Annotated in this window: 25 protein-coding genes; 13 read left to right on the top strand and 12 right to left on the bottom strand. The window is 62.0% G+C overall.

Features of this window, described 5'->3' with window-relative positions; translation table 11 throughout:
- The first annotated feature begins 953 nt into the window (after nucleotides 1-953).
- Nucleotides 954-1,256, top strand: coding sequence for a hypothetical protein (locus V1289_RS46060; protein ID WP_334406196.1), 303 nt, complete (start codon nucleotides 954-956; stop codon nucleotides 1,254-1,256).
- Nucleotides 1,257-1,406: 150 nt separating this feature from the next.
- Here the strand turns inward: V1289_RS46060 and V1289_RS46065 are convergent, their stop codons facing one another.
- The gene (locus V1289_RS46065) at nucleotides 1,407-2,267 is read right to left on the bottom strand and encodes a hypothetical protein (RefSeq protein ID WP_334406198.1); all 861 of its coding nucleotides are present in this window, start codon (nucleotides 2,265-2,267) and stop codon (nucleotides 1,407-1,409) included.
- Nucleotides 2,268-2,843: 576 nt separating this feature from the next.
- Here V1289_RS46065 and V1289_RS46070 point away from each other — a divergent pair.
- Together V1289_RS46070 and V1289_RS46075 are read left to right on the top strand one after the other, a co-directional pair.
- The gene (locus tag V1289_RS46070; protein WP_334406200.1) at nucleotides 2,844-3,005 is read left to right on the top strand and encodes a hypothetical protein; all 162 of its coding nucleotides are present in this window, start codon (nucleotides 2,844-2,846) and stop codon (nucleotides 3,003-3,005) included.
- Between the two features lie 725 nt (nucleotides 3,006-3,730).
- Nucleotides 3,731-3,991 carry a DUF3551 domain-containing protein gene (locus V1289_RS46075; RefSeq protein ID WP_334406202.1) on the top strand — a complete coding sequence of 87 codons (261 nt, stop codon included), beginning with the start codon at nucleotides 3,731-3,733 and terminating at the stop codon, nucleotides 3,989-3,991.
- A gap of 106 nt (nucleotides 3,992-4,097) precedes the next feature.
- Here V1289_RS46075 and V1289_RS46080 read toward each other — a convergent pair whose 3' ends face one another.
- Nucleotides 4,098-4,532, bottom strand: coding sequence for a hypothetical protein (locus V1289_RS46080; RefSeq protein WP_334406204.1), 435 nt, complete (start codon nucleotides 4,530-4,532; stop codon nucleotides 4,098-4,100).
- Between the two features lie 87 nt (nucleotides 4,533-4,619).
- Complete coding sequence (locus V1289_RS46085) at nucleotides 4,620-4,886, bottom strand: DUF3551 domain-containing protein (protein WP_334406206.1); 267 nt, start codon at nucleotides 4,884-4,886, stop codon at nucleotides 4,620-4,622.
- A 129-nt stretch (nucleotides 4,887-5,015) separates the two neighbouring features.
- Between V1289_RS46085 and V1289_RS46090 the strand changes: the two genes are divergently transcribed.
- Nucleotides 5,016-5,255, top strand: coding sequence for a hypothetical protein (locus V1289_RS46090; RefSeq protein ID WP_309176683.1), 240 nt, complete (start codon nucleotides 5,016-5,018; stop codon nucleotides 5,253-5,255).
- 27 nt (nucleotides 5,256-5,282) lie between these two features.
- Here V1289_RS46090 and V1289_RS46095 read toward each other — a convergent pair whose 3' ends face one another.
- On the bottom strand, nucleotides 5,283-5,423 hold the full coding sequence (locus tag V1289_RS46095) for a hypothetical protein (protein WP_334406208.1): 141 nt from the start codon (nucleotides 5,421-5,423) through the stop codon (nucleotides 5,283-5,285).
- Between the two features lie 61 nt (nucleotides 5,424-5,484).
- The gene (locus V1289_RS46100; RefSeq protein WP_334406210.1) at nucleotides 5,485-6,339 is read right to left on the bottom strand and encodes a 3-hydroxybutyryl-CoA dehydrogenase; all 855 of its coding nucleotides are present in this window, start codon (nucleotides 6,337-6,339) and stop codon (nucleotides 5,485-5,487) included.
- 289 nt (nucleotides 6,340-6,628) lie between these two features.
- Between V1289_RS46100 and V1289_RS46105 the strand changes: the two genes are divergently transcribed.
- Nucleotides 6,629-6,829 (top strand): hypothetical protein, encoded by a 201-nt coding sequence (locus V1289_RS46105; RefSeq protein WP_334406212.1) that lies wholly within the window; start codon nucleotides 6,629-6,631, stop codon nucleotides 6,827-6,829.
- 23 nt (nucleotides 6,830-6,852) lie between these two features.
- Here the strand turns inward: V1289_RS46105 and V1289_RS46110 are convergent, their stop codons facing one another.
- The 3 genes from V1289_RS46110 to V1289_RS46120 form a co-directional block, all read right to left on the bottom strand.
- The gene (locus V1289_RS46110; protein WP_334406214.1) at nucleotides 6,853-7,101 is read right to left on the bottom strand and encodes a hypothetical protein; all 249 of its coding nucleotides are present in this window, start codon (nucleotides 7,099-7,101) and stop codon (nucleotides 6,853-6,855) included.
- A gap of 181 nt (nucleotides 7,102-7,282) precedes the next feature.
- Nucleotides 7,283-7,510: a hypothetical protein gene (locus V1289_RS46115; protein ID WP_309176678.1), complete on the bottom strand. Its 228-nt coding sequence runs from the start codon at nucleotides 7,508-7,510 to the stop codon at nucleotides 7,283-7,285.
- The gene (locus V1289_RS46120; RefSeq protein ID WP_309176677.1) at nucleotides 7,500-7,652 is read right to left on the bottom strand and encodes a hypothetical protein; all 153 of its coding nucleotides are present in this window, start codon (nucleotides 7,650-7,652) and stop codon (nucleotides 7,500-7,502) included. Before V1289_RS46120 ends, V1289_RS46115 begins: the two co-directional genes overlap by 11 nt.
- Before the next feature lie 933 nt (nucleotides 7,653-8,585).
- Here V1289_RS46120 and V1289_RS46125 point away from each other — a divergent pair.
- The gene (locus tag V1289_RS46125) at nucleotides 8,586-10,643 is read left to right on the top strand and encodes an ATP-dependent helicase (RefSeq protein WP_334406216.1); all 2,058 of its coding nucleotides are present in this window, start codon (nucleotides 8,586-8,588) and stop codon (nucleotides 10,641-10,643) included.
- Nucleotides 10,644-10,668: 25 nt separating this feature from the next.
- On the opposite strand, the gene V1289_RS46130 is transcribed toward V1289_RS46125, so the two are convergent.
- Entirely contained in the window at nucleotides 10,669-10,926 is a 258-nt protein-coding gene (locus tag V1289_RS46130; RefSeq protein WP_074276687.1) for a hypothetical protein, read from the bottom strand.
- 324 nt (nucleotides 10,927-11,250) lie between these two features.
- Here V1289_RS46130 and V1289_RS46135 point away from each other — a divergent pair, with 324 nt between their 5' ends.
- The 5 genes from V1289_RS46135 to V1289_RS46155 all read left to right on the top strand — a co-directional run bounded on the left by V1289_RS46135 (nucleotide 11,251) and on the right by V1289_RS46155 (nucleotide 13,934).
- Nucleotides 11,251-11,607: a hypothetical protein gene (locus V1289_RS46135; protein ID WP_334406218.1), complete on the top strand. Its 357-nt coding sequence runs from the start codon at nucleotides 11,251-11,253 to the stop codon at nucleotides 11,605-11,607.
- Nucleotides 11,608-11,709: 102 nt separating this feature from the next.
- Nucleotides 11,710-11,952, top strand: a complete 243-nt coding sequence (locus tag V1289_RS46140) for a hypothetical protein (protein ID WP_334406219.1) — start codon at nucleotides 11,710-11,712, stop codon at nucleotides 11,950-11,952.
- Between the two features lie 325 nt (nucleotides 11,953-12,277).
- On the top strand, nucleotides 12,278-12,877 hold the full coding sequence (locus V1289_RS46145; protein ID WP_334406220.1) for a formyltransferase family protein: 600 nt from the start codon (nucleotides 12,278-12,280) through the stop codon (nucleotides 12,875-12,877).
- A 198-nt stretch (nucleotides 12,878-13,075) separates the two neighbouring features.
- Nucleotides 13,076-13,435 (top strand): hypothetical protein, encoded by a 360-nt coding sequence (locus tag V1289_RS46150; protein WP_334406221.1) that lies wholly within the window; start codon nucleotides 13,076-13,078, stop codon nucleotides 13,433-13,435.
- Entirely contained in the window at nucleotides 13,380-13,934 is a 555-nt protein-coding gene (locus tag V1289_RS46155; protein WP_442896152.1) for a hypothetical protein, read from the top strand. Before V1289_RS46150 ends, V1289_RS46155 begins: the two co-directional genes overlap by 56 nt.
- Nucleotides 13,935-13,989: 55 nt before the next feature.
- On the opposite strand, the gene V1289_RS46160 is transcribed toward V1289_RS46155, so the two are convergent.
- Both V1289_RS46160 and V1289_RS46165 read right to left on the bottom strand, forming a co-directional pair.
- Nucleotides 13,990-14,190 carry a hypothetical protein gene (locus V1289_RS46160; RefSeq protein WP_309176667.1) on the bottom strand — a complete coding sequence of 67 codons (201 nt, stop codon included), beginning with the start codon at nucleotides 14,188-14,190 and terminating at the stop codon, nucleotides 13,990-13,992.
- 33 nt (nucleotides 14,191-14,223) lie between these two features.
- Nucleotides 14,224-14,622, bottom strand: a complete 399-nt coding sequence (locus V1289_RS46165; protein ID WP_334406225.1) for a RidA family protein — start codon at nucleotides 14,620-14,622, stop codon at nucleotides 14,224-14,226.
- 324 nt (nucleotides 14,623-14,946) lie between these two features.
- Between V1289_RS46165 and V1289_RS46170 the strand changes: the two genes are divergently transcribed.
- Together V1289_RS46170 and V1289_RS46175 are read left to right on the top strand one after the other, a co-directional pair.
- Nucleotides 14,947-15,825 (top strand): DMT family transporter, encoded by an 879-nt coding sequence (locus tag V1289_RS46170; protein WP_334406227.1) that lies wholly within the window; start codon nucleotides 14,947-14,949, stop codon nucleotides 15,823-15,825.
- Between the two features lie 203 nt (nucleotides 15,826-16,028).
- Complete coding sequence (locus tag V1289_RS46175; RefSeq protein ID WP_334406229.1) at nucleotides 16,029-17,444, top strand: caspase family protein; 1,416 nt, start codon at nucleotides 16,029-16,031, stop codon at nucleotides 17,442-17,444.
- Between the two features lie 158 nt (nucleotides 17,445-17,602).
- Here V1289_RS46175 and V1289_RS46180 read toward each other — a convergent pair whose 3' ends face one another.
- Entirely contained in the window at nucleotides 17,603-17,842 is a 240-nt protein-coding gene (locus V1289_RS46180; protein WP_334406231.1) for a BrnA antitoxin family protein, read from the bottom strand.
- Nucleotides 17,843-17,844: the final 2 nt, after the last annotated feature.

Genomic DNA, 17,844 nt, shown 5'->3' on the forward strand with positions numbered 1-17,844 from the left:
GCGAATTGGAATCAGGACGCTTCATTTAGCGTGGCTGACGTTCTTCTTGCAGATCCGGAGTTTGCTTCGGTGCTGAAGGCAGTTTTGAGGGATGGGCACGTAATAGTTCCAGCGCTCAAAGCCTGAGTTGCGTTAAAAATCCATCCCCTTTCGGGGCGAGAGCTTTCAGCCGGCGGCATTTGCACTCACGAGGGCCGCAAGTTTAGGTATAGCCGAAGATCACATAGAGCAGAATCACGCCCACGATGACCGTCCAGCCGATTGACGTGGCGAGAGCCCATACCTGCGTCGGCATCGGACGTCCCCTCCCGCAAATGAAAGCAAACGAAGAGACCACTGGCGCTGGACAGCGGTCTCTTGAACCCGGTACGAGATGAAATCCCTTGCCCCGGGCTCGCCATTATCAAACGCCGGATTTGCCACCCTGTGAAGTCAGAAGCGGTTCGAAGGCCAACGGAACAATTGTGACGTTGCGAAAGCGACACACCTAGAGCCTTCGTCGCGCCTTGACCGTTGCAATTGCTTACAGTCCTGGGCCGCGCTTCAATGGTGCATGGCCACCCGCCCGCAGAAAATTACCCTCGGGGAAATGCGCTCGTCGGGCGTGCGCGGCCTGCCGATCTATTGCGCGGACTACCGCTGCAAGTCATTCGATCGCGATCAGCGCAGACCGATGGCCGGATGACGTCCGGCTATCCGATCTGGAAGCACGGTTCGCATGCAGGGCGTGCGGCAAACGTGGCGCCGACGTCCGGCCGAACTTCAACGCCAGGGGGCCTGTCGGCGGCATGGGGTATCGGTAGTGTCCTGGTAGCGCAATCGTCGCGCTGGTGACAATCTGGAACGTGCTGGGCGGTCCGGGCGTGAATGAGCGATGAATGCCCCGTTCAGCGGCCGTTACACGTTAGAAGCCTAAAACCTGCCGTGGCACTTCCCGACGGGAGGACATCGAAATGTTTGCAAGTATTGCCAGTATGGCCCTCGCTCTCCAGGTGGGCATGGCCGCCCCCTCGCCAAACGATAGCCAACCATTGCTCGAGCAAGTTCAATACCGCGCGTATGCTCATCCGCCGCCCTGCGGGCATGGTTTTGATCTCAGCGCCCGTGATGGTCTCTGCTATCCGAACGGCTACCTAGCCCCTCAGGATCAGGCTGCGCGCCAATACCAATACTATCGCGGGTATCGCGGCGGCAGATATTATGACGAGGACGACTACGATCGACGTCCACGGCGCCGCTACTATCGCGACTATTGAGCAGCTGGGCGGTCGCTAGGGATTGAAGATCATATCCAGCACGATCGCGGCGTCGCGCTGGCGATCGTCTGGAACGTGATGGGCGGTCGTTAGGGATTGAATGCTACTTTCTCCCGCGAGGATGGGCGAGCGCAGAACCGCCGCAACGCACTACATCCTCACGCCGACCGAGAGCGTGTTATTGCTGGCGCCGTCATAAGTGTTCGCATTCGTGCCGTCCGAGTTCTCAAGCGCGGCCACAAAATGCTGCCCGATGCCAACCTGCCAGAGACCGCTATTTGTGTTGCCGACCGGGACCGCAACAGCGGCCGGGGCCTGAAATATGCCTGACGAAAATCCATACGCGGTCGTCGAATCCAACCCGACGCCTGTTCCGCCAGCCGCAAGGGAGGCTGCCGCAGTTTGCGAACGCGCCGCATAGAAGATCGAGACGGCATCCTCCTGAAGGCCGAGCACGAAGCTGACCTGGTTGCCCGCGCTCGCCCTGGTCTGCCGAATTGTTGCGCCTGAATAGGGATAGTTGGCGCCGCTATCCACCACGACGCCAGAGGCATTAATTCGGTTATAGCAATTCCAGACGCCAAGGAATCCGGCCGTACCTCCTGATGCTGATCCGCCGATGATCCAGTCGAATGTTGCCGTACCATTTGAGCAGGCGGTTCCTACATAGGTTCCGCGCGAGGCCGCAGGGCCGTTGGTGATCGTGGCGCTGTTGAGCCAGATGCCATTGACGCGGGTCAGCGCTGTGCCAGCCGAGCGCGTCGTGGTGTTGGTCCAGAGCGGCCCGCGGGTCAGCGTCGTGGTGCCGGAATTGCTCCAGACGAAATAGTCGTAACAGGAATTGTTGGCGACCGCCGCCGGACCGGCGCTGCCGACCGATGAATTGGCGTTGACGTTCGATAGTTCGGTGATCGCCGTCGGCACCATGTTGGCACCGTCATAGATCGGGACAAGATTGGCGACGTAAAGTGCATAGATCACCGACGCCGCAACGCTGACGGTCGACGTCAAAACTGGCGTTCCCGTGGTTAGCGTCAAGCGACCCTGCGGAAAGATCGTTTGCGATGGGGTCTGGAACTGCGGATCGCCGCCGGTGACGCCAGTCAGCAATTGTCCGGTGGTACCGACGCCGAGCTGCGTGATCGGGTTGGTGCCGGCTCCGACCAGCTCGCCATGATTGGTCAGGGCCTTTCGCCACGTGCCGCCGGTCGATGGTGTCGGCGCCTGCGCGCGAGATCGTCAGCGTGTTGGTGGTGGTGACGGTGCCCTGCGCGTCCTGCACCCATACCACCGCGGCGCCGATGTCAGGCCGCTGTTTGCGATGTAAAGGCCCCCGTTCCGGGTATCCCGTCCACGCGGTGCCGTTCAGCAAGGGCTGGAGTTCGCGATGAGCGGTCGCCTCAAGATCTCAGGGAACAATCGGCTCGGCAGAACGTCTTATTCGACGCTTCCAGCCGAAAGGTGCCCCCCCGACTGCTGGAGGAAAACCCGCATCGTTCGGGTTGGCGGCCCTCGGTTGGGGCCGTTTAAATTGAGCGGGACGAGTGGGGCGCTGACAGCCTTCGACAAGCGTGGCTGGCGTCACTGATGGCCGGCAAAGGCTGGCAGCGCGAGTTTGAGGGATCCCCGTTGGGGGCGCCGGAAGCTGAAACGAGATCAGCAATGACGGTCTGGATTTACCTCGCGGAAACCTCGCTGCAGGAAAACGATCCGGAAGGCGTAGGGTTCGAATATGAGGTTCTGGAATGAACCGCTCGGCCGGCGCGCAATCTTTGCGAAGCTTCTGATTGTCGCGGTGGTGGCGATTTCGGCTCTGTCGGGCGGCCGGTAGGTGTCTTGGTCGGGAGAGTGCGGCTTCAAAGAGCCGGCCCCAGCAGGGGGGCTGAAGGCTGGGGCCGCAGAGATGCGTCGGTGCCGAGAAACAGGTTCGGCACATCCGCTTGGTAGCACGCAGATAGGCTCCTGGTGGCTCGCTCTTTCGAGGTGCCCCATTTGAGCCGTCGTGCTCGCCTGCGCACCGCCGTAGGGTTGGCGTTAATCACCGCGCCCTCGCGCGGCAGGCGCCGCGCGGAAATGTAGTGCGGAGATACTCAAGGAGCCAGAACCTGCGAGAGAGCTGGGAATGCTTCAAATGGAATATCCATTTCAAATGGAATATCCACATTGGCTGATCATAGCCGGCGCCGTCCTGTTGGCGATTGGATTTATCGGGCTCGCATTCCACCGAGAGAGGGACGTTGAGCCCAATGATGAGCCGACGCAAATGAAGGCAAATGGGGAACGAGACAAGCGAGAGTCGAACGTCGCCACCCTTCCCCCTTGGCCATGGCGCCCGCCACCTGAAGCGCGCTAAAATCCCTTGGCTCTCCAGTCGCCGCCTTGGGTCGATCAAATTTCAGCACAAAGGCATTTGCTGATCTGTGTCATGGTCGCAACGCAATCTAGAATTTCCTACTACCAAATCGAGGCCTGAGATGAAGAACGCAGCAAGTTTGCTTTGCACAGTACTCGCGGTCGGCACGATCTTGTTTGCCGCACCTGCACGGGCTCAGACCTACGATCCAAACTACCCGGTTTGCCTGCAGATCTACGACGACATGGTGCACTTCTACTTCGAGTGCCGCTACACCTCGATGGCGCAGTGTGCGGCGTCGGCGTCGGGCCGATCCGCCCAGTGCGTGGTCAATCCATATTATGCGAAACCTGGCCCGCGCAAAAAGCGATCCCGAAAGTAACGGCAAGCCTCACGCCTCACCGTAGTCCGCACGCGATCCAATCCCGCCGACGAGCGGTCGGGATTGGAGCCGCCGCGCGATGCTTTGGGTGGCCTGCGCCGAACCGTCAGATCACGAGGAGCTGGCTCACGCGCCTGACATGGATGGCGCACCTGACCCCCAGTGCAATTCCGTCCAGCTTCCCGGTCAGCACCTCCGCGACGTTGTTGTTGAAGCGATGCGGCGAGTGTTCGGCCGTATAGAGCCATGCCCTGTGGGATTTTCCCGCCAGCTCGAATTCGATCGCCGTTATGCCGAACCTCTCGCCATCGGGAAAGGCCGCTGGATTCCAATCGAGCGGCGGGGTCACGATATCAGGCAGCCTGACCTGCAGCGGACGATCCAGCTGCAAATTGATGGTGCCGTTGTGACAATGGATGATCTCGGGAAAATAACTCCGCATCAGCGGCTTCTGAAGTTCGATGGTCCCGGGACCGCCGTTCGGGTTGGTTCTGCCGCTCGCCCAGCCACCGCCCTCGGTGACCACCGCCTCGATCCGCATGTCAATTCCTGCCGGGTTTGCCGAACCTGCTTCGGCGCGGACTAATCGATACCTGGAGATGAGGCCGGACCACCGGCCGCAAGACCTTCAATAAGCGCCGCGATGCCGCCGGTAATTGGCTCCCGCCGGGACGCGGGCGCCTGCAAAATAGGGATTGACGATGCACTGGGCGGAACGCCCCGATGCCGACTGCGCGCATTGCGCCAGCGAGGTATAGCCGCATCCGATGCTGTCTCCCCCGATGCCGTAGGTCTGCAGGCAGACGGGATAGTCCGGATCATACCTTTGGGCCCGGGCCGGCGCCGCCGTCAAAAGCAACACAATCGTCAAAATCCCCAAAGCCGGGATGCGCATCGGAGCCTCCGTTGGGATGGGCGGGTCATAGCACTGTCTCCCCGGAATGTGACCTCCTTCATACGCGCCGCCCGCCGGCGGAGCTACCAACCGGTGACCCCTTCCGGTCGGCCCCTGGAGCGGCTTGCCATGCCTTCGTTTCGATATTTGATTTTTTCTGCGGCGATCCTGTTTGCCGAGCCCGGCGTTGCCCAAAAGCTGGTAGACCCCAATTCCGTCGCCCCCGAATTTCGCGAAGCCGCGGAAAAACGGCGCGCCGAACAGGTCAAAATGGTGGAATGCCAGCATAAGGCCGATGAGGCCAAGGTGCTGCCGAGGGACCGGGCCGTGCACATCAACCACTGCCTGGAAACTGCGGCAGGCAAATAGGCTCGGCCCGTGGGCTGCGCGCCCCTCTCAGTCCCAGCCGCTAATGTCGGGGAATTCGGTGCCGTCATCGTTGCCGAAGAACTCGGACAGAATCATCACCACGAGCACGATACCGCCGGCGATAAAGGGCCACGGCTCGGCTTTGATGGTGTCGATCAGGGCCTGCATGCTCCCTCCTAGCAGGAGGGTGCGAAACATTGGTTACCGTCGGAACCCGCCCTGCGTGTCATCACGACGTGCCGTAGCTGTAGAACCCCCTGCCGGTCTTGCGGCCGAGGTGGCCGGCATCGACCATCTCCTTCAAGAGCGGGGCCGGACGATATTTGGGATCGTTGAATCCCTTGTAGAACACCTCCATCACCGACAGCATCGTGTCGAGGCCGATCAGGTCGGCCAGCGCCAGCGGGCCGATCGGGTGATTGCAGCCGAGCTTCATGCCGGCGTCGATCTCCTCCGCCGTCGCGATCCCCTCCTGCAGCGCGAAGATGGCTTCGTTGATCATCGGGCACAGGATGCGATTGACCGCGAAGCCTGGGCTGTTCCTGGCGGTTATCGAAACCTTGCCGATCCGTTTTGCAAACGCTTCGGCCTTGGCGACGGTGTCGTCGGAGGTTTGCAGGCCCCGGATCAGTTCCAACAGCGCCATCACGGGCACCGGGTTGAAGAAGTGCATGCCGATGAAGCGGTCGGCCCGGTCGGTCGCGGCGGCGAGTTTGGTGATCGAGATCGAAGAGGTGTTGGTGGCGATCAGTCCCCGCGGGTTCAACGTCGCGCAAATATCCTTCAGGATCTTGACCTTCAGGTCCTCGTTCTCGGTCGCGGCCTCGATCACGAGGTCGCAAGGCGCGAGCTTCGCCTTGTCCGTCGTCGCGACGATGCGCGCCAGCGTGGCCTCCTTCTCGGCGGCGGAGATTTTCTCTTTCTTGACCAGGCGGTCGAGGCTCGTGCCCACCGTGGCCAGACCGCGCGCGACGGCGGCGTCCGAGATATCGACCATGGTCACGCCGAGCCCTGCGGCCGCGCAGACCTGGGCGATGCCGTTGCCCATGGTGCCTGCCCCGATGATGCCAACCTGTTCGATCATTGCGTTTGGTCCTTTTTCGTTGCCCAAGCGGCCCGACGGCGGCTCACATCCGTTTGACATGCGGACGCGCTATGCCCGCCATCACGCATGCATACCAACACGCTGCGGCGGGCGAAACCGGTACCGCGCGGAATTGGGGCCCGTTCGGGCGTTGCATAGATTGCTCAGACGAGAAACCGAGTCGCTTCGAGCGATGAAATCGGATATTGCCGGATGCATTATCGGTGAATTGAACCGCCGCCGTCATGCGCAATTAGCCGTCATGCGCAATTAATTGAAGTGTTTTTCGATGGAATATCGGGGCAAGCAATATTTGATATTTGAAGGCGACGAGCCGAATTCATGGCGATGGGCCGTGACCCTCGACGACCTCACCACCAAGACTGGTGAAACAAAGAGCCGGGGTGAGGCTATCACGCAGGTCGTGCTTCTGATCGACGGTGCGCTTTCGGGGGCAACCAAGCATCCGGGGCGGACCAACGACGCGTGATCCGTTGTTTCATTATCCGTTGTTTAATTCGACACCGGGTAATTTGAAACCGGGCGCGGAGGTTCCGAATCCCCGTCCGGAACGACCAGCCTGGGGCTGTGAACGTTATCGGGCTCACCGAGTTCGTTGACGTACCAGCGGCTGCGAAGAACAAGACTTTCCACGAGGAACGGGAACTTTGCGGAGCTATGCCCGGCAGGCGGTTCGATGACTCGTGCGGCAATTCCAGGGAATTCGAGCCGGTAAATCCTGCCAATTTTCAATTTGCCCATGCCACGATCCATCAAGGCAAAATCTTCGATTCACGATCGTTTGTAAACAGCCTTAAATCAGCACTTGGTTGTATCATTCTCTAACGGCACGCCGATCCGATACAGCGTGCTCAAAAAAAACGACTGCGGCGACTCGGTTCCCCGCATCGGTAGATCGAAACGATGACTGCCTCATGAAGCGTCACCAGCTCCGGCCGCCGAGGGCCCTGCGCTTCACCGGTTCCAGTTCCTTCTTGAGCCGGTCGCGTTCGGTGCACAGCTCGTCGACCCTGTTGAGCATTCGCTCCAGCAGCGCCTCGGCCGCGGCCGTCGAAATTCCTGCCCGCTGAAGCTGGCGGATTTCCCCGCGCTGCCGGTTCACCTGCGCGCGCATCCGTTCGATTTCGGACCTGACATCATCAAGCTGCATGAGGTTCCCGTTCGGCCAGAGCTCTTTCAATCAGGGCTCTTTCAATCTGCCGGCGAATGGCTGCGGTCGCGCGGCCTTCCCGCTCGAGAAGGCGCAGCCGGTTCCACAGACGAATGATTTCACGCTCTTTTTCGGCGTCCATGACGTTCACTCGCGGTTTTGCCCAATGTGAACGAAAAGAGAACAAATCGCAAGCCGCTAGGAATAGCGTCCCCGGCCATGGCTGCACCCTATCTCGGGGCCTTCGGCCGGCGCGGTCCGAAAGGCGTGCACACGAGCCGGCAGTGGCGCTTGGCCGCAACTTGCCGTCGGATGAAGCTCCGGTCATCATTGGGGGGAACGTAAAATATGTTCGTGAGCCTTGCCGCCGTCGCGGCTCATTGCTCAACTGGGCGGCCCTGTCCACACGCCGAGCCAGGGCGAAGCCTTCGTGCTTCAAACGCAGTACCGGGTCTATGCGCATCCGCCACCGTGTGGGGACGGTTTCGATCTCAGTGCCCGTGACGGGCTCTGCTACCTCAACGGTTATCTCGCTCCACAAGATCAGGCAGCCCGGCGATATCCGGGGCCCGTGTATCGCGGTGGCAGATACCCGGTACCGTGCGGCAACGGTGCCGACGTCGATATTCGGGATGGCCTCTGTTATCCCAACGGCACGGTGCCACCGCAATTTCAACAGGGCCGGATCTATCGCAGTCCCCAATATGACGAAGACGATTATTACGAACGTCGTCCGAGGCGCCGCTACTATTAAGCACCGCGGGGTGAATTGCTTTGAAGCGATGATGACGACATCGGATACGTAAAACACCCCATTGCGGCTGCCGCATTGTATGCAATCATCCGGAATTGATGACTGGACAGGCACCCCGCTTGGGCCCGGCCATCGGCGGCCTCACGGGTGATCCCCATCGGTGGGGCCGTATTGTTTTCGAGAAGGCCGTCCTGATACCCGTCCTGGACGCTGGCAAATTCCGCTTGGGACACTGAGTCAAATACAGGCAGCGCTTCCGCCACTTGCGAACAAAACGAGAAACGGCGAGTCTCCGGCGCCCATGCCAGGAATGATTCGACGGTGCCCGCAGCCTACCTTTCAAGCCTCAATCCCGAACAACGGCGCGCGGTCGAGCATGGCGTAGGAACGGATGCCTCGGCAGGACCGCCGCTTCTTGTCATCGCCGGCGCCGGATCGGGCAAGACCAACACCCTCGCCCACCGTGTCGCGCATCTGATCATCCATCGCGCGGATCCGCGGCGGATCCTCCTGATGACATTCTCGCGCCGGGCGGCCGCCGAAATGACCACGCGCGTCGAACGCATCGCCCGCAAAGTGCTCGGCGACAATGCCGGGGTCATGACCGACGCGCTGAACTGGGCCGGCACATTTCACGGCATCGGCGCGCGGCTGCTGCGAGAATATGCCGAGCGGATCGGTCTCGATCCCGCCTTTACGGTCCACGACCGCGAGGACTCTGCCGACCTGATGAACCTGGTCCGGCATGAGCAGGGACGATCGAAAACCGAGAAGCGTTTTCCCACCAAGGGTACCTGCCTTGCGATCTATTCGCGTTGCGTCAATGCGGAAATCCCGATCGACCAGGTGCTGGGGCAGTTCTTTCCGTGGTGCGCCGGCTGGTCAGGTGAGCTTAAGCAATTATTCGCGGCCTATGTCGAGGCGAAGCAGAAGCAGAACGTGCTCGATTACGACGATCTCCTGCTCTACTGGGCGCAGACGATGGCGGAGCCTGCGCTGGCGGAAGAGATCGGCTCGCGCTTCGATCACGTGATGGTCGACGAATATCAGGACACCAACCGTCTGCAATCGTCGATCCTGCTGGCGCTCAAGCCCGGCGGACGCGGACTGACGGTTGTCGGCGACGACGCGCAATCGATCTATTCGTTTCGCGCCGCGACTGTGCGCAACATTCTGGATTTTCCTGGCCAGTTCAGCCCAAACGCAGAAATCGTCACGCTCGATCGCAACTACCGTTCGACGCAGCCGATCCTGTCCGCCGCCAACGGCGTCATTGGGCTGGCCAGGGAGCGCTTCACCAAAAACCTCTGGACCGATCGCGCCTCGACGCGCAAGCCACAGCTGGTCGCGGTGCGCGATGAGGCCGACCAGGCGCGCTACATCGTCGAACGCGTACTTGAAAATCGCGAGGAGGGATCGCTGCTGAAGCAGCAGGCCGTGCTGTTCCGCACCTCTTCCCACAGCGGTCCGCTGGAGATCGAGTTGACCCGCCGCAACATTCCCTTCGTGAAATTCGGCGGGCTGAAATTTCTCGACGCCGCCCACGTCAAGGACATGCTGGCCCTGCTTCGGTTCGTGGAAAATCCCCGCGACCGCGTCGCAGGCTTCCGGATCCTGCATCTGTTGCCGGGCGTGGGACCGGCGTCGGCGAAGCGCGTGCTCGACCACATGAGTGAGGCCGCCGATCCGCTTGCAGCGCTGTGCGGCCTGCCGTCGCCGCCCCGCGCCGGCGCGGACTGGCGCGACTTCACCGAGGCGGTCGGCAATCTGCGCTATGGCGAATGGCCCGCCGATCTCGAGCGCGCGAGACTCTGGTACGAGCCGCATCTGGATCGCATTCACGAAGACGCCGAGGTTCGCCGCGCCGATCTGATCCAGCTCGAGCAGATCGCGGCCGGCTATCCCTCGCGCGAACGGTTCCTGACCGAGCTCACGCTCGATCCGCCGGACGCCACCAGCGACCAGGCCGGCGTGCCCCTGCTCGACGAGGATTATCTGATCCTGTCGACGATTCACTCGGCCAAAGGTCAGGAGTGGAAGTCGGTGTTCGTGATGAACGTGGTCGACGGCTGCATGCCGTCCGATCTGGGCGCGGGCACTTCGGCGGAACTGGAGGAGGAGCGGCGATTGCTATATGTCGCCATGACCCGCGCCAAGGACGATCTGCACCTCATTGTGCCGCAACGCTTCTTCACTCACGGCCAGAATTCACGCGGCGACCGCCACGTCTACGCCTCACGGTCCCGCTTCATTTCAGAATCCCTGCTGCCGATGTTCGAGCGGACCCATTGGCCGCCGGCCTCCGCGGCCGCGGCGCGCGCGGCCAACCAGGGACCGCGCATCGATATCGGCGCCCGCATGCGCGGCATGTGGCGCTGACCGCGGGGCTCCATTCAGCCTTGGCTCAGCCTTGGCCGTCCTCGAGGCCGTATTCGCGATAGATGGTCAGCGGATCCTTGTCCGGAAACAGCCTGCACTTTGCCTGCGCCAGATGCAGCGGCATCGCGCCCGGCTGGCAACCCGCCACCAACAGCTTCTTGATGTCCTCCATATGGGGACGCGGCTGATGCTTCGGTGGAAGCTGCTCGAGCGCGACCAGTGCCGTCGCCAAAGCCTCCGTGACCACCCATTCGTCGTGGCCTGTGATGCCCTTTTTTGACAATGCACTGCCCTCCGCACGTTCAAGTCGCCGTTCCCACGCTCGCCCGGTGCTCGACGTTGCCGCACGACATACCATCAGGCTCGGCCAGACCATGGGATGCCCCTGGAATGGCCCGATCAAACTGAGCGAACTTTTTGGCGAAAATTCACCCAGCGGAACATCGGGCATCGCATTTTGAGTCAGACTCTCAGCGCCGCAGAGCTCTAACACCCCCGGCAGATGCCCGTGAACTTGCTGACTTGCGCTTGGTCACGGCCGCGGCCGCGGCCGCGGAACGGCCTCCTGCGTGAGTCCTTCTGAACGGGGATGATTATCTGAACGGGGATGATTATCCGCTGCGACGCGCCCACGACCGGCGTTGTGGTGGGCCGGGGCGATCCGATCGCGGGTCCGGGAGGGATGGGCGCCGGGGTATTGGTGCCCAGCGGCGGCAGCCTCGACGCATTGCCGATCCCGCTGGGGTCGCTGAGCACGCTGGGATTGGCCGGCCCGAACGGCACGCCGCTGATGGGTGAATTGCCTGCGCCGGCCGAACCCGCCGGCGGCGTCAGCTGCGCCAGCGTCACGCCTTGCGCCAAGGTTTCGGGGGATGCGATCAAACTGCCAAACAACAAGGTGAGAACGATCGCCGAACTGCTGGACATTGAAACGCTCCAAACCGCAAGCCCAACGATCATGTAAGCCGCTTGTTCCCGTTTTGAAGCCCGCAATGTTCCGGGGATGGGCATCGGATCGAGAATCAGCATTAATCCCGACGCGATCACGCTTTGAGATTCCACCGGAATGACAGAGCCCGACATCGTCGATCAGGAGATACGCGCGCTGCAGCAGCGGTTACGGGCGGCCTGGCAGCAATTGGGCGATCCAACCCTCACCGCCTTTACCCGCCGCGAATTGCGCAACCAGATGAAGCAGTGCAGCGCCGACCTGCGATCCTATCTGCAAAAGGCCGCGGAGCGCCGGTCCCAGCCGGTCAACCGTTCCGCCCGTACCTTCAGCAAACCCGAGCTTCGTATTCTCGCCTGAATGGCTGGAGCGGTCGCGGCTGCTGCAGCCAGCCGAAGCGTTAGTTGAAGCCCGCCTTGACGGTGTGCTGGTCCCGAAGCAATCAAGGGTAGCAACACAGTTTTGCCATGGTCAAAAAGCCTACGGCCACCGCCTATTTTCATGGCCAACCGGGGCGCCGGCCTGGATCGCCCCAACGTGCCGGCTACGCCTCGCCGGCCGGCGCGTTCAGCCCCGCCCGGTGCGCGCTGTTGATAACCCACTGCGCGGAGGGCCGGCGGCGTGACAGATGCAGGCGACGTGTTATCGACGGGCACGAAGTTTCGATCATAACGGACAGCACAACATGCGGATTACCCTGGTCGGCTCCCGCCATTTCGGCGTGACGACACTGAACACGCTGCGGCAACACGGCGTCGACATCGTCAGGGTTGTCGTTCACGACGGCGAAGACAGGCTGGCCGCGTCCGCCAAAGCCGCCGGGATCGAGGTTGTCGTCCAGGCCAACCCCAAATTCGTCGCAGCCTCGGAGATCGCTCCCGCCACCGACCTGATCGTGACCGCGCACAGCCATGCCCGGGTCACCAGGGAGGCGCTGGCCGCCGCCAAACTCGGCGGCATCGGCTATCACCCCTCGCTGCTGCCCCGCCATCGCGGCATCGCCGCGATCGAATGGACCATCAAGGAAGGCGATCCGATCGCCGGCGGCAGCGTCTATCACCTCGCCGACCGGATGGATGCCGGCGCGATCGCGGCCCAGGAGTGGGTCTTCGTCAAGAAGGGCGAGACCGCCCGCGAATTATGGGAGCGCGCGCTGGCGCCGCTCGGCCAAAAACTGCTTGGCGACGTCATCGACTACGCCAAAACCCACAAAGCCCTGCCGGCCAAGCCGCAGGACGAGCAGTTTGCGACCAACGCCCCAAGCCTGGGCGATGGTAAACACTAGGCTTTTCGACGCCAGTGCCCCCGAACGTGCGCGAATCCGTCGCCAGGAACGATTTCTCTGTTCCTGACCCGGAACCGAATTCACCTTGATGTGTTTGACTCCACAGGAACTTTCTGTGTTGCTGCGCCGCACCAAAGTTTGAACACATTGTGCCCGGATAAGGCGCTTCTTCACACACATCTCTCGGGGATTTGATCCATGCGCCACAATCGCATTAGCGGCCTGTTTTTCGCTTCGTTTCTTGCCTCAGCGGCCGCCCTTGCAGCGGCTCCCGCGTCCGCCCAGACGCCCTATGACGGGCTTTGGCAGGTCACCGTCGTCACCAAGACCGGCAGCTGCGATGCGCAGACGAGTTCAACCCTGATGGTCACCGACGGCAAGGTTTCGGCCGCCGGCGCCCCGGTCTCCGGCAGCGTCGGAAGCGGGGGGCTTGTGCGAGTCTCGATCAATGGTGCATATGCGAACGGTCAACTCAGTGGCAACTCCGGATCGGGGAAATGGAATGGGGCATCAGCTGGTGTACCTTGTAGCGGTCGGTGGGAAGCGTCCCGCCAGTAAGACGAGCCGAACATCGGAACTCTTCGCCCATGCGCGGCGGCTGATATTGGCAGCCGTCGCGTTTTGCATGATGGCCTTCACCGCCTCAACCAGCCACGCCCAGTCCAACCCGTTCGCGGGCATGGCCGGCAGCTGGTCTGGCGGCGGCACTGTCACGCTGGACGATGGTTCGAGCGAGCGCATCCGTTGCCGCGCGATCTATCGGGTGATCGGGCCAAACATGGAGATGAGCCTCACCTGCGCCAGCGACGCCTACAAGTTCAACCTCGCGGCTAACGTGGTCGCCGAGGGCGGCGCGGTCTCCGGAAACTGGACCGAGAGCAGCCGCAACATCGGCGGCAGCCTGCAGGGCCGCGGCGGCGGCGGCAACTTCCAGGTTGTGGCCAGCGCGGCCGCGTTCAATGCCAGGATTTCGCTGCGAACCGCAGGCAACAAGCAGACGGTCGACATGAGTGCCGACAGCGTGTTCAGATCCGTCCATATGGCGCTTTCGAAATAAGCGCTCCAATTGCGCCCACGGGCAAAGCCCGGGGCGCAATTCGGTCGATCGGTCACTAGCTCGTTTTGGGTTTCGCCAGCTTCGCCGCGGTTTCCTTGATGGTTCTCGCGATTAACAGGGCCTGTTCCTTGTTGAACGCAAAGTCCTGCACGCCTTTGTGCGTGGTCAGCGAAAGCACCATGATGTCGGGTTGGTTCTCGGGCCAGCCGGTGGCGAAGGCCGTGACATAGTCCGCAGCAGTGGATCGATTGGTCATTGATGAAACTCTCTCTGGCTTTTCCTATGCCTTCTATACTTTGGGCACGTAAGCGGTGACTTCGATTTCGACCTTGGCCCTGACATCGACAAGCCCGTCGATGTAGAGCAGCGTCGATGGCGGGAAGTTGCGCCCGAGCGTCTCCTTCCAGGCTGCGCCGATGCCGGCGCCGGCCGCTTCGTATTCGCTGCGGCTGGTCAAATACCAGGTCAGGCGGACGATGTGCTCGGGCCCTGCGCCGGCCTCGCCGAGCAGCTTGATGATCCGCCTCAGCGCGGTGCCGACCTGGGCGGCCATGTCAGGCGGATAGTCGCCCTTCTCGTCGCCGCCGGTCTGGCCCGCGAGCACGATCCATTTGCCGGGACCGTCGACCTCGACGCCGTGCGAAAAGCCGCGGGGTTTCGACCACTCGGCCGGTTGCAAGATACGCATCAGCAAAGTCCTCCCAATTTTCATTGTCATTCCGGGATGGTCCACTGAACTCGGGTTTACCCGAGTTCAGCAATATTGGTGTCCAAGTCGGCAACAGCCGACTTGGATGGACCAGACCCGGAATCTCGAGATTCCGGGTTCGATGCTTCGCATCGCCCCGGAATGACGAGTAAAATCCGCCGTTGCTTAGCATCAATCGAACGGCCAATCCCACCGCGAAATTGAAACGCGCATCACTGCGTCAGCACATTTGCGCGTTGCAAATCAGCCTCAACTCGCCGATACCGGCCTCCCCTCGTTGACCAGCCGGTATTTCCTCCGCCGATGGACCGCACACAATCCAAATCGATGGCCGCGCTGTGGATGGCGGGCTGGCTCGCTCTAATGCTGATCGTGGCGGTCGCGGGCCGCGAGGGCATGCGTGAACTCAACGTGTTTCAGCTGATGGAGATGCGCTCGATCCTCGGCCTCTTGATGCTGTACCCACTGATCCGGATCAACGGCGGATTTTCGGTGGTGAAGACTGCGCGGGTGCATGTGCATATCGCGCGCAATCTGCTCCATTACGCCTCGCAGCTCGGCTGGTTCTTCGCGCTGACGCTGATCCCGATCGGCCAGGTGGTGGCGATCGAATTCACCATGCCGATCTGGACCGCTATCCTGGCCGCATTCTTTCTCGGTGAACGCATGACGGGCTGGAAGATCGTGGCGATCGCGCTCGGCCTGGTCGGCGTGATCGTGATCGTCCGTCCCGCCACCGGCGAGATCAACCCGGGCCAGTTGATCGCGCTCGCCGCGGCCGTCGGCTTCGGTATCTCGATCGCCGTGGTCAAGTCGCTGACCCGAACCGAACAGACGCTGGCGATCATCTTCTGGATGCTGGTGGTGCAGACGGCGGCGGGATTTTTCCCCGCGCTCTATGTCTGGACCTGGCCGCCGGCCTACATCTGGGGCTGGGTCGTCGTGATCGCGTTTTGCGGCACTTTCTCCCACTACTGCATGGCGCGCGCGATGCTGCATGCCGACGCGACGGTGGTGATCCCGATGGATTTCCTGCGGGTCCCCCTGACCGCAACCGTGGGCTGGCTGATCTATTCGGAACGGCTCGACCTGTTCACGGTGCTTGGCGCCGCGCTCATCCTGACGGGCAATCTCTTGAACCTGAAACCGAATAGTCCGGTTCCGGCGCGGGCCGGCGCCTGATTCTTCCCTGCGACTGTCGCCGAATATTGTGATGCGGATCGCGCGCGCACGCGCGTGCCGGCGGTTACCGTCGGAAGCGCCGGGTGCGCGTCTTAAAATTCTGGGCAAGTCCCCCTTTTTGGGGGCGCGAAGTGTGTCTTTTTCGTGTAATATGCGATCAGCGTTGTAGCTAAAGTTTTTTCGATTCTGCCTGGGGATTTCAGATGCGCACCCTCACCCTCATTGCTTCACTGATCTGCATCACGTTCACCGCCAGTGCTGCCAACGCCGAGAAACGTGTCGCCTTCGTCGTCGGCAACGGCGCCTACAAGAACGTCGCCCAGCTTCCGAACCCGCCGGTCGACGCCAAGGCGATGGCCGGCGTGCTGCGCAATGTCGGCTTCGAAGTCGTCGAAGGCACCAACCTCACCCGCGACAAGATGACGGAAAAGCTGCTCGACTTCGGCAAGAAAGCCCAGGGCGCCGATGTGGCCGTGTTTTTCTATGCCGGTCACGGCATCGCCATCAGCGGCACCAACTATTTGTTGCCGGTCGATGCCGACATCAAATCGGAAATGGACGTCAAGTTAGGGGCCGCCATCAATATCGATCTCACGCTCGACCAGACCATGAGCGACGCCAAGGTCAAGCTGGTGTTCCTCGACGCCTGCCGCGACAATCCGTTCGCTGCCAAGATCAAGTCGAACTCGGCCACCCGCAGCGTTTCGGTGCAGACCGGCCTTGCCGAAATGAAATCCGGCGAAGGTACCCTGATCGCATTCGCGACCGGCCCGGGGCAGACCGCGCTCGACGGTCAGGAAGGCACCAACAGCCCGTTCACGCGCGCCCTGATCGCCAACATCGCAACCCCCGGCGTCGAGATCCAGCAGGCGATGACCAAGGTCCGCGCCCAGGTCAACGAAGAGACCAACAAGGGCCAACTGCCCTGGGGCCACACCAACCTGATCGGTTCTGTCTATCTGAACCCGGTCGCAGCACCTGCGGCCAATACGGCGGCGGCGACGTCCGCCCCGGTTGCCGTAGCCACCGCTCCGAGTTCGGACGTCGAACTCGAGTTCTGGCGCTCGATCAAGGATTCCAACAAGCCGGAAGAGCTCAACGCCTACTTAAGCAACTATCCCAACGGCCAGTTCAAGTCGCTGGCGCTGTCGCGGATCGCAGCCCTCGAGAACGGCCCGAGCACCACGACCCGCAACCTGACCACCGGCGTCGATCCCGCGACCTTCAATGAGGAAGCGAACCAGACCACCGAGGACCGGATCGGCCTCGACAAGGGCCAGCGCCGCGACGTGCAGCGCCGGCTGACCGGGCTCGGCTTCGACACCAAGGTGACCGGCAAGTTCGATGAAGCGACCCGCGCCGTGATCACCCGCTGGCAGGCCGCCCGCGGCTATCCCAAGAGCGGTTACCTCAACAAGCTGCAGCATAAGGCTTTGCTGACCGAGATCGTATCGGCCACGACATCCGCCAGTTCCGGCGATGACGACGATCGCCCTGCCCGACGCCATAGCGGCGGTGGAGGCGGAGGCGGTGGCGGCCGTCACTATCGCGGTGGCGGTGGCGGCGGCCCGAACCCCGGCGCCTTTATCGGCGGCGTGGTCGGCGGAATGTTCCGCTAGATCTAGGCCACATCAAAGGGAAAAGCCCGGGAGCGCCCGGGCTTTTTCATTCGGGGGCGGATCGCGTGCACTCCGCATGCCCTGCCGTCAGTTTCACGAACTTGTCGACGGCCGACGTAAGCCTGCATATTTCAACTTCCTTGTCCGCCGGCGATCGCCTACTTGCCCGCGGCCTTTCGCAGCGCCTCGTTGATGCGGTCCTGCCAGCCCGCACCCCCCTCCTGGAAGTATTGCAGCACGTCCTGGTCGATACGCAGCGAGACCAGTTCCTTGACGCCGGGAATGGCTACCGTCTTGGTCGGCGCCTCGGCCACCTTGGTGGTGGTGCGCTTGAACGCCGCTTCGGCCTCGGAGCGCGCATCGTTCAGGGTTCTCGGTCGCCTCGGTTGATCGGCCATTA

This window comes from Bradyrhizobium sp. AZCC 2289 (assembly GCF_036924615.1).
Taxonomy (GTDB): Bacteria; Pseudomonadota; Alphaproteobacteria; order Rhizobiales; family Xanthobacteraceae; genus Bradyrhizobium.

Bases quoted from the DNA above. Each gene is read 5' to 3' on its own strand.
- V1289_RS46060 (WP_334406196.1), top strand. From the start codon at position 954: ATGTTTGCAAGTATTGCCAGTATGGCCCTCGCTCTCCAGGTGGGCATG.
- V1289_RS46070 (WP_334406200.1), top strand. From the start codon at position 2,844: ATGGCCGGCAAAGGCTGGCAGCGCGAGTTTGAGGGATCCCCGTTGGGG.
- V1289_RS46075 (WP_334406202.1), top strand. From the start codon at position 3,731: ATGAAGAACGCAGCAAGTTTGCTTTGCACAGTACTCGCGGTCGGCACG.
- V1289_RS46080 (WP_334406204.1), bottom strand. From the start codon at position 4,532: ATGCGGATCGAGGCGGTGGTCACCGAGGGCGGTGGCTGGGCGAGCGGC.
- V1289_RS46085 (WP_334406206.1), bottom strand. From the start codon at position 4,886: ATGCGCATCCCGGCTTTGGGGATTTTGACGATTGTGTTGCTTTTGACG.
- V1289_RS46090 (WP_309176683.1), top strand. From the start codon at position 5,016: ATGCCTTCGTTTCGATATTTGATTTTTTCTGCGGCGATCCTGTTTGCC.
- V1289_RS46095 (WP_334406208.1), bottom strand. From the start codon at position 5,423: ATGCAGGCCCTGATCGACACCATCAAAGCCGAGCCGTGGCCCTTTATC.
- V1289_RS46100 (WP_334406210.1), bottom strand. From the start codon at position 6,339: ATGATCGAACAGGTTGGCATCATCGGGGCAGGCACCATGGGCAACGGC.
- V1289_RS46105 (WP_334406212.1), top strand. From the start codon at position 6,629: ATGGAATATCGGGGCAAGCAATATTTGATATTTGAAGGCGACGAGCCG.
- V1289_RS46110 (WP_334406214.1), bottom strand. From the start codon at position 7,101: ATGGGCAAATTGAAAATTGGCAGGATTTACCGGCTCGAATTCCCTGGA.
- V1289_RS46115 (WP_309176678.1), bottom strand. From the start codon at position 7,510: ATGCAGCTTGATGATGTCAGGTCCGAAATCGAACGGATGCGCGCGCAG.
- V1289_RS46120 (WP_309176677.1), bottom strand. From the start codon at position 7,652: ATGGACGCCGAAAAAGAGCGTGAAATCATTCGTCTGTGGAACCGGCTG.
- V1289_RS46135 (WP_334406218.1), top strand. From the start codon at position 11,251: ATGATTATCCGCTGCGACGCGCCCACGACCGGCGTTGTGGTGGGCCGG.
- V1289_RS46140 (WP_334406219.1), top strand. From the start codon at position 11,710: ATGACAGAGCCCGACATCGTCGATCAGGAGATACGCGCGCTGCAGCAG.
- V1289_RS46145 (WP_334406220.1), top strand. From the start codon at position 12,278: ATGCGGATTACCCTGGTCGGCTCCCGCCATTTCGGCGTGACGACACTG.
- V1289_RS46150 (WP_334406221.1), top strand. From the start codon at position 13,076: ATGCGCCACAATCGCATTAGCGGCCTGTTTTTCGCTTCGTTTCTTGCC.
- V1289_RS46155 (WP_442896152.1), top strand. From the start codon at position 13,380: ATGGGGCATCAGCTGGTGTACCTTGTAGCGGTCGGTGGGAAGCGTCCC.
- V1289_RS46160 (WP_309176667.1), bottom strand. From the start codon at position 14,190: ATGACCAATCGATCCACTGCTGCGGACTATGTCACGGCCTTCGCCACC.
- V1289_RS46165 (WP_334406225.1), bottom strand. From the start codon at position 14,622: ATGCGTATCTTGCAACCGGCCGAGTGGTCGAAACCCCGCGGCTTTTCG.
- V1289_RS46170 (WP_334406227.1), top strand. From the start codon at position 14,947: ATGGACCGCACACAATCCAAATCGATGGCCGCGCTGTGGATGGCGGGC.
- V1289_RS46175 (WP_334406229.1), top strand. From the start codon at position 16,029: ATGCGCACCCTCACCCTCATTGCTTCACTGATCTGCATCACGTTCACC.
- V1289_RS46180 (WP_334406231.1), bottom strand. From the start codon at position 17,842: ATGGCCGATCAACCGAGGCGACCGAGAACCCTGAACGATGCGCGCTCC.